The following is a 15,756-nucleotide window of genomic DNA, read 5'->3' on the forward strand; positions in this document are numbered from 1 at the left end:
AGCGAATCGAGTGATTACTCGTCGTCGCTACCGCCGAGACCGGCGTTCAGCAGTTCAGCCAGGCTTGCAGAGGCTTCATCCGCAGTAACCTGCGGTGCAACCTGCACTTCGCCTACCTGACGGCGACGCATACGATCCTGATGGTATGCGTAACCGGTACCGGCCGGGATCAGACGACCCACGATAACGTTCTCTTTCAGGCCACGCAGTTCGTCGCGTTTGCCCGCTACCGCAGCTTCGGTCAGGACACGTGTGGTCTCCTGGAACGATGCAGCAGAGATGAACGACTCGGTTGCCAGAGACGCTTTGGTGATACCCAGCAGGTCACGCATGTAGGTGGCGCCCAGTTTGCCATTCGCTTCCAGATCACGGTTAGAGATCTTGATGCGAGACACTTCGGCCTGCTCACCTTCCAGGAAGTCGGTGCTTCCTGCGCTGACGATGGTCGCTTTACGCAGCATCTGACGCACGATGACTTCAATGTGCTTATCGTTAATCTTAACGCCTTGCAGACGGTAAACTTCCTGCACTTCGTTAGTGATGTAACGGGTCACAGCATGAACGCCACGCAGACGCAGAATGTCGTGCGGAGATTCCGGACCGTCCGAAACCACGTCACCACGTTCTACGCGCTCACCTTCAAACACGTTGAGCTGACGCCATTTCGGAATCATCTCTTCGTACGGATCGCTGCCATCAACCGGGGTAATTACCAGACGACGCTTACCTTTGGTCTCTTTACCGAAGGAGATGATACCGCTGATCTCCGCCAGGATTGCTGGCTCTTTCGGACGACGCGCTTCGAACAGATCCGCAACGCGTGGCAGACCACCGGTGATGTCCTTGGTACCGCCAGATTCCTGCGGTACACGCGACAGGGTGTCACCCGCGCTGATCTTCACGCCATCTTCCAGCTGAACAATCGCTTTACCCGGCAGGAAGTACTGAGCCGGCATGTCGGTGCCCGGGATCAGAACGTCGTCGCCATTGGCATCAACGATTTTCAGTGCCGGACGCAGGTCTTTACCACCCGCAGTACGCTCAGCAGAGTCCAGGATCACCAGCGAAGACAGACCGGTTAACTCGTCAGTCTGACGGGTAATGGTCTGGCCGTCGATCATGTCGGTGAAGCGGATGAAACCGTTCACTTCGGTGATAACCGGCATGGTATGCGGATCCCAGTTCGCCACGGTTTCGCCCGCGTTGACCTGCTCACCATCACCTTTCGCCATCACAGCACCGTAAGGTACTTTATAGCTTTCTTTGGTACGACCGAACTCGTCGATCATTTTCAGCTCAACGTTACGCGAAACGATGACCAGCTTACCAGTGGAGTTGGTAACGGTTTTCGCGTTGGTCAGCTTGATAGTACCTTTGTTCTTCACCTGAATGCTGGATTCAGCAGCCGCACGAGATGCCGCACCACCGATGTGGAACGTACGCATCGTCAGCTGAGTACCCGGCTCACCGATGGACTGTGCTGCGATAACGCCGATGGCCTCACCTTTGTTGATGATGTGACCACGTGCCAGATCGCGACCGTAGCAGTGTGCACACACACCGAAGTCGGTTTCACAGCTTACGACTGAACGCACTTTGATGGAGTCAACAGAGTTCTGTTCAACCACATCACACCAGTGCTCATCGAGCAGGGTGTTACGCGGGATCAGAATGTCTGCGGTGCCCGGCTTGAGCACGTCTTCTGCGGTCACACGACCCAGTACACGCTCACGCAGCGGCTCTTTAACATCACCACCCTCGATAACCGGCGTCATCATGATACCTTCGAAGGTACCACAATCGTCTTCGGTCACGACCAGGTCCTGCGCCACGTCAACCAGACGACGGGTCAGATAACCGGAGTTCGCGGTTTTCAGTGCGGTATCCGCCAGACCTTTACGCGCACCGTGCGTTGAAATGAAGTACTGGAGTACGTTCAGACCTTCACGGAAGTTCGCGGTGATCGGCGTTTCGATGATGGAGCCATCCGGCTTCGCCATCAGACCACGCATACCTGCCAACTGACGAATCTGTGCCGCAGAACCACGCGCACCGGAGTCGGCCATCATGTAGATGCTGTTAAAGGAAACCTGCTTCTCTTCTTCGCCGTGACGGTTGATCACGGTTTCGGTCTGCAGGTTGTCCATCATCGCTTTAGAGACGCGTTCGTTCGCTGCGGCCCAGATATCGATGACTTTGTTGTAACGTTCGCCAGCGGTTACCAGACCAGACTGGAACTGTTCCTGAATCTCAGCAACTTCAGCTTCCGCTTCTGCGATGATCTCAGCTTTCTTCGCCGGGATAACCATGTCGTCGATACCTACAGAAGCACCTGAACGGGCTGCATAGGCAAAACCGGTGTACATGGTCTGGTCAGCAAAGATAACGGTCGGCTTCAGGCCCAGAATGCGGTAACAGGTGTTCAGCATTTTGGAGATAGCTTTTTTACCCAGCGCCTGGTTGACGATGGAGTAAGGCAGACCTTTCGGCACGATCATCCACAGGATCGCACGACCAATGGTAGTGTCGATCAGGCTGGTTTTCGCAACGAATTCATCCTGTTCGTTTTTGCTGAACTCGGTGATACGCACTTTTACGCGGGCATGCAGCTCGGCCAGGCCAGCGCGGTAAACACGCTCAGCTTCTTTCGGGCCAGTCAGCACCATGCCTTCGCCTTTGGCGTTCACTTTGTCACGGGTCATGTAGTACAGACCCAGAACAACGTCCTGAGACGGAACGATGATTGGCTCGCCGTTCGCCGGTGACAGGATGTTGTTGGTAGACATCATCAGCGCACGCGCTTCCAGCTGGGCTTCCAGCGTCAGCGGTACGTGAACGGCCATCTGGTCACCATCGAAGTCGGCGTTATATGCCGCACAAACCAGCGGGTGCAGCTGGATCGCTTTACCTTCGATCAGAACCGGTTCAAACGCCTGAATACCCAGACGGTGCAGGGTTGGCGCACGGTTCAGCAGTACCGGGTGTTCACGAATAACTTCGTCCAGGATATCCCAAACGACGGCTTCTTCGCGCTCAACCATTTTCTTCGCGGCTTTGATGGTGGTGGCGAGGCCACGCAGTTCCAGCTTGCCGTAGATGAACGGTTTGAACAGCTCCAGTGCCATTTTCTTCGGCAGACCACACTGGTGCAGACGCAGGTATGGACCCACGGTGATAACCGAACGACCAGAGTAGTCGACACGTTTACCCAGCAGGTTCTGACGGAAACGACCCTGCTTACCTTTGATCATGTCGGCCAGTGATTTCAGCGGACGCTTGTTGGAGCCAGTGATGGCGCGACCACGACGGCCGTTATCCAGCAATGCATCAACCGCTTCCTGCAACATACGTTTTTCGTTACGTACGATGATATCTGGCGCAGCCAGATCCAGCAGACGTTTCAGACGGTTGTTACGGTTGATCACGCGACGATACAGATCGTTCAGATCCGAGGTAGCGAAACGACCACCATCCAACGGAACCAGCGGACGCAGATCCGGCGGCAGTACCGGCAGCACGGTCAGGATCATCCACTCCGGCTTGTTGCCAGACTGCACGAACGCTTCCAGCAGCTTGATACGCTTGGTCAGCTTCTTACGCTTGGTTTCGGAGTTGGTTTCGTTCAGCTCTTCACGCAGCTGTTCGCATTCCTGCTCCAGATCCATGTTTTTCAACAGAGCCTGAATTGCTTCCGCACCCATCTTCGCGTCGAATTCGTCACCGAATTCTTCCAGCGCGTCGAGGTACTGCTCTTCAGTCAGGATCTGACGTTTTTCGAGGTTGGTCATGCCACCTTCGACAACCACATAGGATTCGAAGTACAGCACGCGCTCGATGTCACGCAACGGCATATCCAGCAGCAAACCGATGCGGGACGGCAGTGATTTCAGGAACCAAATGTGGGCAGTCGGAGAAGCCAGTTCGATATGGCCCATACGCTCACGACGCACTTTGGTCTGTGTGACTTCAACGCCACACTTCTCACAAATCACGCCACGGTGTTTCAGGCGCTTGTACTTACCGCACAGGCACTCGTAATCTTTTACTGGTCCGAAAATACGGGCACAGAAAAGACCGTCACGCTCCGGCTTGAAGGTACGGTAGTTAATGGTTTCCGGCTTTTTCACTTCACCAAAAGACCAGGAACGGATCATGTCTGGCGAAGCCAGAGCAATTTTGATCGCATCAAACTCTTCGGTTTTAGTTTGCGCTTTCAGAAACTTAAGTAAGTCTTTCACGGATTAGCTCCCGTCGGAGTGAGACTCTCAGGGATGTTCGACATCAGCCGAACATCCCATAACCAGTACAAATGCGAGTGCTTACTCGTCTTCCAGCTCGATGTTGATACCCAGCGAGCGAATCTCTTTCAACAGGACGTTGAAGGATTCCGGCATGCCCGGTTCCATCTGATGGTTGCCATCGACGATGTTTTTATACATCTTCGTACGGCCATTCACGTCATCAGACTTAACGGTCAGCATTTCCTGCAGGGTATAAGCGGCACCGTATGCTTCCAGTGCCCACACTTCCATCTCACCGAAGCGCTGGCCACCGAACTGTGCTTTACCACCCAGCGGCTGCTGAGTCACCAGGCTGTAAGAACCGGTGGAACGGGCGTGCATCTTGTCGTCGACCAGGTGGTTCAGTTTCAGCATGTACATGTAGCCAACGGTAACCTGACGCTCGAACTGCTCGCCGGTACGGCCGTCAAACAGGGTAATCTGGCCGGAAGAAGGCAGACCGCCGAGCTGCAGCAGCTCTTTGATTTCGCTTTCTTTCGCGCCGTCAAACACTGGTGTTGCGATCGGCATACCTTTTTTCAGGTTCTCTGCCAGACGCAGCACTTCATCATCGCTGAAAGTGTTCAGGTCAACTTTCTGACGCACGTCAGTGCCCAGATCGTAAGCACGCTGGATAAACTCACGCAGTTTGGCAACTTCTTCCTGCTTCTTCAGCATGGCATTGATTTTCTCACCAATACCTTTCGCTGCCATACCCAGGTGGGTTTCCAGGATCTGACCGATGTTCATACGTGACGGTACGCCCAGCGGGTTCAGAACGATATCGACCGGCGTGCCGTTCTCATCGTAAGGCATATCTTCGATCGGGTTGATCTTGGAGATAACACCTTTGTTCCCGTGACGACCTGCCATCTTGTCACCAGGCTGGATTTGACGTTTAACCGCCAGATACACCTTAACGATTTTCAGCACGCCCGGTGCCAGGTCATCGCCCTGGGTGATCTTGCGACGCTTCGCTTCGAGTTTCTTCTCAAACTCGTGCTTCAGCTCGTCATACTGCTCAGCCAGCTGCTCCAGTGCGTTCTGTTTCTCTTCGTCGGTCAGGCCCAGTTCCAGCCAGCGCTCGCGCGGCAGCTTGTCCAGCTTCTCAGCCTCAACACCACCAGAGATCAGTACCGCCTGGATACGACCAAACAGGCCAGCTTCGAGGATCTGCAGTTCTTCAGACAGGTCTTTCTTCGCCTGCTTCAGCTGCATTTCTTCGATTTCCAGCGCGCGCTTGTCTTTTTCCACGCCATCGCGGGTGAAGACCTGCACGTCAATAACAGTACCGGAAACGCCGTTCGGCACGCGCAGTGACGAATCTTTCACATCAGAGGCTTTTTCACCGAAGATCGCACGCAGCAGTTTCTCTTCTGGCGTCAGCTGGGTTTCACCTTTCGGTGTAACTTTACCAACCAGAATGTCACCACCGGTCACTTCAGCACCGATGTAAACAATGCCGGATTCATCCAGTTTGGAGAGCGCAGCTTCACCCACGTTCGGGATGTCAGCAGTGATCTCTTCTGGCCCCAGTTTGGTGTCACGAGACACACAAGCCAGTTCCTGAATATGGATGGTAGTGAAACGGTCTTCCTGTACTACACGCTCAGAAACAAGGATGGAGTCTTCGAAGTTGTAACCGTTCCACGGCATGAACGCTACGCGCATGTTCTGGCCCAGCGCCAGTTCACCGAGGTCGGTAGACGGGCCATCTGCCAGCACGTCGCCGCGCTCAATCGGTTCGCCCAGAGAAACACACGGCATCTGGTTGATACAGGTGTTCTGGTTCGAACGGGTATATTTGGTCAGGTTGTAGATGTCGATGCCGGCTTCGCCCGGGTACATCTCATCTTCGTTAACCTTGATCACGATACGTGATGCATCAACGTACTGGATAGTACCGCCACGTTTGGCTACGGCGGTTACACCGGAGTCAACAGCAACAGCACGTTCCATACCGGTACCAACCAGCGGCTTATCAGCACGCAGAGTCGGAACCGCCTGACGTTGCATGTTTGCACCCATCAATGCACGGTTGGCGTCATCGTGTTCCAGGAACGGGATCAGTGACGCACCAACAGAAACCACCTGCTGGGTCGAAACGTCCATATAGTCAACCTGGTCGCGGCTGAACAGGCTCGATTCGCCTTTGCTACGGCAGGTAACCAGATCGTCAACGAATGAACCGTCGTCGTTCAGGTTGGTGTTCGCCTGAGCGATAACGAAGTTACCTTCTTCAATTGCAGAGAGGTAATGGATTTCGTCGCTCACTTTACCGTCAACAACGCGACGATAAGGCGTTTCCAGGAAGCCATACTCGTTGGTCTGTGCGTACACAGACAGCGAGTTGATCAGACCGATGTTCGGACCTTCCGGCGTTTCGATTGGACATACGCGACCGTAGTGAGTCGGGTGTACGTCACGTACTTCGAAGCCAGCACGTTCACGGGTCAGACCGCCTGGGCCGAGGGCAGAAATACGACGCTTATGCGTGATTTCAGACAGCGGATTGTTCTGGTCCATAAACTGAGACAGCTGGCTGGAACCAAAGAACTCTTTCACTGCCGCAGAAATCGGCTTGGCGTTGATCATATCCTGAGGCATCAGAGTGTCGAGATCGCCCAGGGAAAGACGCTCTTTCACCGCACGCTCTACACGCACCAGGCCAACACGGAACTGGTTTTCTGCCATTTCGCCGACGGAACGGATACGACGGTTGCCGAGGTGGTCGATATCGTCCACTTCGCCTTTACCGTTACGGATATCGATGAGCTTCTTCATCACTTCAATGATGTCGGACTTTGCTCAGGATACCGGAACCTTCGATCTCGTCACGCAGCAGAGAACGGTTGAACTTCATGCGGCCAACCGCAGACAGATCGTAACGATCTTCAGAGAAGAACAGGTTCTCGAACAGGTTTTCCGCAGCTTCACGCGTCGGCGGCTCGCCAGGACGCATCATGCGGTAGATCTCAACCAGCGCGCTCAGGCGATCGTTGGTTGGGTCAACACGCAGTGTTTCGGAAATATACGGACCATGATCCAGATCGTTGGTGAACAGGGTCTCAATGCGCTTATGACCGGACTGGCTCAGTTTCGCCAGCAGATCCAGAGACAGTTCCATGTTCGCTGCAACAATCAGCTCACCGGTGTTTTCGTCAATGTAGTCTTTTGCCACCACTTTACCGGCAATGTATTCAACCGGTACTTCGATGTGCTGGATATTGTCTTTTTCCAGCTGGCGGATGTGGCGGGCAGTGATACGACGAGCTTTCTCAACGTAGACCGTACCGTTGGCTTCGATATCGAAGGAGGCGGTTTCACCACGCAGGCGCTCAGGCACCAGTTCCATCTGCAGTTTGTTGTCGCGGATTTCGAACACCACTTTCTCAAAGAACAGATCAAGAATCTGCTCCGTGGTGTAATGCAGCGCGCGCAGAATGATACTGGCCGGCAGCTTACGGCGACGGTCAATACGGACGAACAGGTTGTCTTTCGGGTCAAACTCGAAGTCGAGCCATGAACCGCGGTAAGGGATGATACGTGCGTTATACAGCACTTTACCGGAAGAGTGCGTTTTACCCTTATCGCTGTCAAAGAAAACGCCAGGACTACGATGCAGCTGAGAAACGATAACACGCTCAGTACCGTTGATAACAAAAGTACCGTTTTCGGTCATGAGCGGAATTTCGCCCATGTAAACTTCTTGTTCTTTAATGTCTTTGACTGTGCCTTCCGGCGCTTCGCGCTCGTAGATCACCAGACGCAGTTTGACGCGCAGCGGTGCAGAAAACGTCACGCCACGGATCTGACATTCTTTTACGTCAAAGACAGGTTCACCCAGACGGTAGCTAACATACTGCAACTCGGAGTTGCCGCTGTAGCTCGCGATCGGGAATACGGAACGGAATGCTGCTTCCAGTCCGTACTGACCTTCTGGATCTTGCTCGATAAACTTCTGGAACGAGTCAAGCTGGATAGAAAGGAGATAAGGTATGTCCAGCACTTGCGGACGTTTACCAAAATCCTTACGAATACGTTTTTTCTCGGTATAGGAGTAAACCATAGGGTTCCTCAGCTAGCTGACAAGTCGACCCACGCTGTCCGTCCTGAAGGACAGTTCATGCAACACTATTTTGTTTCTCATGCGATGCGAGGCATCACATGCAATACATCTTTCTATCACTCTTAAATCATTTCATTGCTTCAGCATGGGCAGGGAACCCGCGCAGGAAAACAGTATATTAAGTCGTCGATAGAAAAAGATATTGAAGAGCACCAATGGACAAATAATGCGAAACCCCATTGAGGCTCTGTAGCGCAAAAAGGCTGGTGACCAAAAAGTCACCAGCCATCAGCCTGAAACTACTCAGACTGCAACCCGAAGGTTGTCTTACTTAACTTCAACTTCAGCGCCAGCTTCTTTCAGCAGTGCTTCGAGAGCAGCAGCGTCATCTTTGCTGATGCCTTCTTTGATCACGCCAGTAGCTTCAACCAGATCTTTGGCTTCTTTCAGGCCCAGACCAGTTGCGGTACGTACAGCTTTGATTACTGCAACTTTGTTCGCACCAGCAGCTTTCAGGTGAACGTCGAATTCAGTTTTCTCTTCAACAGCTTCAGCCGGGCCAGCAGCAACAGCTACAGCAGCAGCAGCAGAAACGCCGAATTTTTCTTCCATAGCAGAAACCAGCTCAACTACTTCCATTACGGACATAGCTGCAACAGCTTCCAGAATTTGGTCTTTAGTGATAGACATAACAATTGTTCCTAAGAATCAGTATAAGTTTATGCGTTAAAGTACGAAGGAAAAGAGCTGGCCTTAAGCCGCTTCTTTTGCATCGCGAACAGCAGCCAGAGTGCGGACCAGTTTGCCAGCAGCGGCTTCTTTCATGGTCGACATCAGACGTGCCAGTGCTTCTTCGTAAGTCGGCAGAGTTGCCAGACGGTCAATATTGGCCGCCGTGATCAGCTCACCTTCAAAGGCTGCAGCTTTGACCTCGAATTTTGCATTCGCTTTCGCGAACTCTTTGAACAGACGAGCAGCAGCGCCCGGGTGTTCCATAGAGTATGCAATCAGGGTCGGACCAACAAACGTGTCTTTCAGGCACTCGAAAGGAGTACCTTCAACGACGCGGCGCAGCAGGGTGTTACGAACAACACGCATGTAAACGCCAGCTTCACGACCTGCTTTACGCAGTTCGGTCATTTTATCAACGGTCACGCCGCGGGAATCCGCAACAACCGCTGACAGCGCGCCTTTGGCTACTTCGCTGACTTCAGCAACAATCGCTTGTTTGTCTTGAAGATTTAATGCCATTAGCTTTTGCTCCTGGATTTGACCAGGGAAGGATTTCCCTGGAACTCACTTCACCTATTTACCCGAAGGCAATAAGCGCTATTACACGGTGAGCAGAATCCAGTGAAGAAAAAAATTCTTTTTGGTTCTGTCACCGTCTACGCAGGGGATTAAGCGTTTCATCCGAAGATGTTGCGCTCCTGCGGTCTTGGACGGAGGCCAGGATAAGGCCTGGCTCCAACCTTAGTGACTGAATTACAAAGGGGTTAACCTTTACTCTCCATTCACTATGAATCTGGGTTCTGAATTGAACGATCAACCAGAACAACGGGCGTAAGATTCTAGATGAATTTTTCGCCCGTTACAAGCAGCAATTAGTTTGCTACTGCGTTCAGACCAGCCTGGTCGATGGCAACGCCAGCGCCCATGGTGGTGGACAGGCTAACTTTCTTGATGTACACGCCTTTCGCCTGAGCAGGTTTTGCTTTTTTCAGCGCAACCAGCAGAGATTCCAGGTTTTCTTTCAGTTTGTCAGTGTCGAAGTCCACTTTACCGATGGTGGTGTGAATGATGCCGTTTTTGTCGTTACGATAACGAACCTGACCCGCTTTAGCATTTTTAACCGCTTCAGCAACGTTCGGGGTTACAGTACCCACTTTCGGGTTTGGCATCAGACCACGCGGGCCCAGAACCTGGCCGAGTTGGCCAACAACGCGCATTGCATCCGGAGAAGCAATAACAACGTCAAAGTTCATTTCGCCTTTTTTGATCTGGTCAGCCAGATCTTCCATACCTACCAGCTCTGCGCCAGCTGCTTTAGCAGCTTCAGCGTTTGCGCCCTGGGTAAATACGGCAACGCGTACTGAACGACCAGTACCGTGCGGCAGTACAGTTGCACCACGTACGTTCTGATCAGATTTACGAGCATCGATGCCGAGGTTAACAGCAACGTCTACGCTCTCTACAAACTTAGCAGTAGCCAGTTCTTTCAGCAGAGCAACAGCTTCGTTGATGTCATACTGTTTTGTCACATCAACTTTGTCACGGATCACGCGCATGCGCTTGGTCAGCTTAGCCATTTCTTAGTCCTCCACTACCAGGCCCATGGAACGAGCAGTACCTTCGATAGAGCGAGTCATCGCTTCTACGTCAGCACCAGTCATGTCCGCAGCTTTGGTTTCTGCGATTTCACGTACCTGAGCACGGGTTACTTTACCGACTTTGTCTTTGTTCGGCTTACCAGAACCAGACTTGATGCCCGCTGCTTTTTTCAGCAGTACGGCAGCCGGAGGTGTTTTGGTAACGAAGGTGAAAGAACGGTCGCTGTATACGGTGATAACAACAGGAGTCGGCAGACCTTTTTCCAGAGATTCGGTCTTCGCGTTAAACGCTTTACAGAATTCCATGATGTTAACGCCCTGCTGACCCAGAGCTGGACCAACCGGTGGGCTCGGGTTAGCCATACCAGCTGCAACCTGCAGCTTGACATAGGCTTGTACTTTCTTAGCCATGATATTTCCTCAATTGGGTTATAGCGCCTGAAAAACAGGCTCCCCGTGATGACAATTCATACGCTGTCGCCAGCGCATAAAAACAAAAGGCGCGAAATTGTAGATAAATTCCGCGCCTGCTGCAACTATAAAAATGTATAAGGTGTTAGCCTTTTTCCACCTGGCTGAAGTCCAGCTCAACAGGTGTAGCACGACCGAAGATGGAAACAGAGACTTTCAGGCGGCTTTTCTCGTAATCCACCTCTTCCACCACGCCGTTGAAGTCGGCAAATGGGCCGTCGTTGACGCGTACCATCTCGCCTGGCTCGAACAGTGTTTTTGGACGCGGCTTATCACCCACCTGCTGCAGGCGGTTCATGATCGCATCCACTTCTTTATCGCTGATCGGTGCCGGACGGTCTGATGTACCACCAATGAAGCCCATAACACGCGGTACGCTACGCACCAGATGCCAGCTGGCATCGTTCATAACCATCTGAACCAGTACGTAACCCGGGAAGAATTTACGCTCGCTTTTGCGACGCTGGCCACCACGGATTTCTACGACTTCTTCAGTCGGCACCATGACTTCGCCAAACAACTCTTCCATATTGTGCAATTTGATGTGCTCACGCAGCGACTGGGCTACGCGGCCTTCGAAACCGGAAAACGCCTGCACGACGTACCAGCGTTTTTTTGGAGCTTCAGACATCTCAGAACCTCAGGCCAGTGATAAACGATACAAGGCGGACAAGAATACCATCCAGTCCCCACAAAATCAGTGACATCACGGCAGTTACCGCGGCAACGATTAACGTGGTGTGCAGCGTTTCCTGGCGAGTCGGCCAAATGACCTTACGCATCTCGGTTCTTGCTTCACGCGCAAACGCAACTGTCGCTTTGCCTTTCGTGGTCAGCAACGCTACGCCGCCTGCCACTGCAATCAGAACCACTACAGCCAGCGCACGCAACGGAAGTGTCACATCGCGGTAGTAGTAATTACCAACAATAGCGACAACCAGTAATACGGCAACAGCCAGCCATTTTACTGTTTCCAGGCCGCGTCCGCTCCCTTGAGCTTCGGTATTCGCACTCATAAACCAACCTGCCACTATAATTCAGAAACTGTTGTGCCCCGCATGGCGAGGCATCCAAACCGAATGAGCTTTTAGAGCGTAACTCGGTATCCTGCACCGCTTAACAGAGCCTGTCTCAGCAATGATTATGACCGAAAATCACTGATGAGCCAGGTTCTATACAACAGCGTGCAAAAAGGGCATCAAATGATGCCCTTTCCGTGTGCATTGCGTCAAATATTATCGAGATTAAGCGATAACTTTAGCAACAACGCCCGCACCAACGGTACGGCCGCCTTCGCGGATTGCGAAGCGCAGACCTTCGTCCATCGCGATCGGGTGAATCAGGGTGACAACCATTTTGATGTTGTCGCCCGGCATTACCATCTCTACGCCTTCCGGCAGTTCGATGGTGCCGGTCACGTCAGTTGTACGGAAGTAGAACTGCGGACGGTAGCCTTTGAAGAACGGAGTATGACGGCCGCCTTCGTCTTTGGACAGGATATACACTTCAGATTCGAATTTGGTGTGCGGCTTGATTGAACCCGGCTTCGCCAGTACCTGACCACGTTCGATTTCTTCACGTTTGATACCACGCAGCAGAACACCAACGTTCTCACCAGCACGGCCTTCGTCCAGCAGTTTGCGGAACATTTCAACGCCGGTACAGGTTGATTTCGCGGTAGGTTTGATACCGACGATTTCAACTTCTTCACCCACTTTAACCATACCGCGCTCTACACGACCGGTTACCACGGTACCACGGCCGGAGATGGAGAATACGTCTTCGATAGGCAGCAGGAACGGCTTGTCAATCGCACGTTCTGGTTCCGGGATGTAAGTATCCAGGTGACCAGCCAGTTCGATGATTTTTGCTTCCCACTCTGCGTCGCCTTCCAGCGCTTTCAGGGCGGAACCGCGGATTACCGGAGTGTCGTCGCCCGGGAAGTCGTACTGTGACAGCAGGTCACGAACTTCCATCTCAACCAGTTCCAGCAGCTCTTCGTCATCAACCATGTCACACTTGTTCAGGAACACGATGATGTAAGGAACGCCAACCTGACGACCCAGCAGGATGTGCTCACGGGTCTGCGGCATCGGGCCGTCAGTCGCAGCAACAACCAGGATTGCGCCATCCATCTGAGCAGCACCGGTGATCATGTTTTTCACGTAGTCGGCGTGGCCCGGGCAGTCAACGTGCGCGTAGTGGCGAGTCGGGGTTTCGTACTCAACGTGTGAAGTGTTGATGGTGATACCACGAGCCTTCTCTTCCGGCGCGTTGTCGATCTGGTCAAATGCACGAGCCTGGCCGCCGTAGGTTTTAGCCAGAACGGTGGTGATCGCAGCAGTCAGAGTGGTTTTACCGTGGTCAACGTGACCGATGGTGCCCACGTTTACGTGCAGTTTGTTACGTTGAAATTGCTCTTTAGCCATCGCTTGTCCCTCTAAGACACGGATATATCAAAGATATCGTCACATCAACCAGGCTATGCCTGACTGTTAGTTTTACAGAGAGAGAATCAGGAGAGAGATAAAGGAAGTGGTGCTGATACCCAGAGTCGAACTGGGGACCTCACCCTTACCAAGGGTGCGCTCTACCAACTGAGCCATATCAGCACATCTGGAGCGGGCAGCGGGAATCGAACCCGCATCATCAGCTTGGAAGGCTGAGGTAATAGCCATTATACGATGCCCGCATCCTGGAACTCGGCTACCTGTTCTTTCTGTAGCTTATGAATAATAAAAGAAGACCTTCTATTATTCGAGTCAGTCAGTGTTTCCGACTAACACTTTGACTGCGCCAATGCTCAGTCTGAATTCGAAGGTGAGAGAGTTTAACTCACCCATCAGACGGTGACTTCATCTGACGCTCAACCAAGAGGTTGAGATGGTGGTGGGAGAAGGATTCGAACCTTCGAAGTCTGTGACGGCAGATTTACAGTCTGCTCCCTTTGGCCGCTCGGGAATCCCACCTACTTGATGGTGCCGGCTACCGGAATCGAACTGGTGACCTACTGATTACAAGTCAGTTGCTCTACCAACTGAGCTAAGCCGGCATCAAGTGACGCGCATTCTAGGAAGAGCCGATGCAGGATGCAACAAAAAAATTGCCAAAATTGCACTATCGCTTACTATTTGTGCAAATCCTCGCAAATCAATCATAAAATGCAGAAATTTTGTCCAGTGGTGCTGTTTTTTTACCCACGCCTCGCCTCAACTTTTGCATGCCTCTTCTCATAATGGCTCGACAGTTCTGAGACGAGTGCCCTTCCATCATATTATTTTACTCAATGCCACCACCTTACTCCGTTAACACCTGGTGCTTAAACAAATTCATATGCCTGCCAGTCAGCTCCCCATAAACTGCTGTGACAACCTACTGAGCGACAAGAAAAATGCGGGCGCGATTACGAAAGCGTGCTTGCGTTTATCATTTTACTTCTTTTTAAAGTCACACTGGTGTTACCCTCCTGCCCATTGTTCTCGTTAAATTACCCCTGTGACGTGCAACTGAGTTCGACACATCGCTGTATGCCTGATGCTGCAAGGTGTAGATGAGCCAGAATTTGCGGTCAGATGCATGCTTATGAGTAAAAAAACGACGCCACTCACAACACCCTATTTGCAGTTCAACCGTCAGCAATGGGCAGCCTTGCGTGACTCTGTGCCAATGACGCTGGCTGAGGGTGAAATTGACCGATTGCGCGGCATTAACGAAGACCTTTCGCTGGAAGAGGTCGCCGAGATTTATTTGCCGCTGTCGCGCCTGTTGAATTTCTACATCAGTTCTAATCTGCGACGTCAGGCCGTACTCGAGCAATTTCTTGGGACTAATGCCCAAAAAATTCCTTACATCATCAGTATCGCGGGTAGTGTGGCAGTAGGAAAAAGTACCACTGCACGTGTACTGCAGGCGTTACTCAGCCGCTGGCCTGAGCATCGCAAAGTAGAGTTGATCACCACCGATGGCTTTCTGCATCCCAATGCGGTGTTAAAAGAACGTGGGTTGATGAAGAAGAAAGGCTTCCCGCAGTCCTATGACATGCACCGTCTGGTCAATTTTGTTTCCGACCTAAAATCCGGAGCCAGCCAGGTTACAGCACCGGTTTACTCACATCTGATTTATGATGTTATTCCGGATGGTGATAAAGTTGTGCAGCAACCTGATATCCTGATTCTCGAAGGTTTAAACGTGCTGCAAAGTGGTATGGATTATCCACACGACCCTCATCACGTCTTTGTTTCAGATTTTGTCGACTTTTCTATATATGTCGATGCGCCCGAAGACCTGCTTGAAAGCTGGTATATCAACCGCTTCCTGAAATTCAGAGAAGGGGCATTCAGCGATCCTGATTCTTATTTCCATCATTATTCGCAACTTCCAGAAGAAGAAGCTGTGAATATTGCGCGCGGGCTGTGGAAAGAAATCAACTGGCTGAATTTAAAAGAAAATATATTGCCGACACGTGAGCGTGCCAGCCTGATTATGACCAAGTCAGCCGATCATGCCGTGCAACATGTACGTTTAAGGAAATAAATAATAAACATTACTGCCCTGAATTTTTCAGGGCAGTAATATTGTAAATGAAAAAATCACAGCCATATATTAG

General features: G+C 51.9%; 9 protein-coding genes, 4 tRNA genes and 1 pseudogene. 1 reads left to right on the top strand and 13 read right to left on the bottom strand.

Annotated features, from left to right (window positions below; translation table 11 throughout):
- Positions 1-14: 14 nt before the first annotated feature.
- From rpoC to PW844_RS19200, 13 genes and pseudogenes are all read right to left on the bottom strand, one after another.
- Positions 15-4,238: a DNA-directed RNA polymerase subunit beta' gene (gene rpoC / locus PW844_RS19140; RefSeq protein WP_208713622.1), complete on the bottom strand. Its 4,224-nt coding sequence runs from the start codon at positions 4,236-4,238 to the stop codon at positions 15-17.
- Positions 4,239-4,319: 81 nt separating this feature from the next.
- Positions 4,320-8,349, bottom strand: a pseudogene (gene rpoB / locus PW844_RS19145) (DNA-directed RNA polymerase subunit beta).
- Positions 8,350-8,676: 327 nt separating this feature from the next.
- A complete protein-coding gene (rplL, locus tag PW844_RS19150) occupies positions 8,677-9,039 on the bottom strand; it encodes a 50S ribosomal protein L7/L12 (RefSeq protein WP_299455316.1) in 363 nt (120 codons plus the stop codon).
- A 63-nt stretch (positions 9,040-9,102) separates the two neighbouring features.
- Positions 9,103-9,600, bottom strand: coding sequence for a 50S ribosomal protein L10 (rplJ, locus tag PW844_RS19155; protein WP_084871753.1), 498 nt, complete (start codon positions 9,598-9,600; stop codon positions 9,103-9,105).
- A 353-nt stretch (positions 9,601-9,953) separates the two neighbouring features.
- A complete protein-coding gene (gene rplA, locus PW844_RS19160) occupies positions 9,954-10,658 on the bottom strand; it encodes a 50S ribosomal protein L1 (RefSeq protein ID WP_084871752.1) in 705 nt (234 codons plus the stop codon).
- A gap of 3 nt (positions 10,659-10,661) precedes the next feature.
- Positions 10,662-11,090, bottom strand: coding sequence for a 50S ribosomal protein L11 (gene rplK / locus PW844_RS19165; RefSeq protein ID WP_013507401.1), 429 nt, complete (start codon positions 11,088-11,090; stop codon positions 10,662-10,664).
- 145 nt (positions 11,091-11,235) lie between these two features.
- Positions 11,236-11,781 (bottom strand): transcription termination/antitermination protein NusG, encoded by a 546-nt coding sequence (nusG, locus tag PW844_RS19170; RefSeq protein WP_013507400.1) that lies wholly within the window; start codon positions 11,779-11,781, stop codon positions 11,236-11,238.
- Between the two features lies 1 nt (position 11,782).
- Positions 11,783-12,166, bottom strand: coding sequence for a preprotein translocase subunit SecE (secE, locus tag PW844_RS19175; RefSeq protein WP_208713618.1), 384 nt, complete (start codon positions 12,164-12,166; stop codon positions 11,783-11,785).
- A gap of 228 nt (positions 12,167-12,394) precedes the next feature.
- Entirely contained in the window at positions 12,395-13,579 is a 1,185-nt protein-coding gene (tuf, locus tag PW844_RS19180) for an elongation factor Tu (protein ID WP_299455322.1), read from the bottom strand.
- 107 nt (positions 13,580-13,686) lie between these two features.
- A tRNA-Thr gene (locus tag PW844_RS19185) sits at positions 13,687-13,762 on the bottom strand.
- A gap of 5 nt (positions 13,763-13,767) precedes the next feature.
- Positions 13,768-13,842, bottom strand: a tRNA-Gly gene (locus tag PW844_RS19190).
- 192 nt (positions 13,843-14,034) lie between these two features.
- Positions 14,035-14,119: transfer RNA gene (locus PW844_RS19195), tRNA-Tyr, on the bottom strand.
- Positions 14,120-14,126: 7 nt separating this feature from the next.
- A tRNA-Thr gene (locus tag PW844_RS19200) sits at positions 14,127-14,202 on the bottom strand.
- 530 nt (positions 14,203-14,732) lie between these two features.
- Between PW844_RS19200 and coaA the strand changes: the two genes are divergently transcribed.
- Positions 14,733-15,683 carry a type I pantothenate kinase gene (coaA, locus tag PW844_RS19205; RefSeq protein ID WP_299455324.1) on the top strand — a complete coding sequence of 317 codons (951 nt, stop codon included), beginning with the start codon at positions 14,733-14,735 and terminating at the stop codon, positions 15,681-15,683.
- Positions 15,684-15,756: the final 73 nt, after the last annotated feature.

Source organism: Pantoea sp. (assembly GCF_028283705.1).
In the GTDB taxonomy this organism is placed as follows: domain Bacteria; phylum Pseudomonadota; class Gammaproteobacteria; order Enterobacterales; family Enterobacteriaceae; genus Pantoea.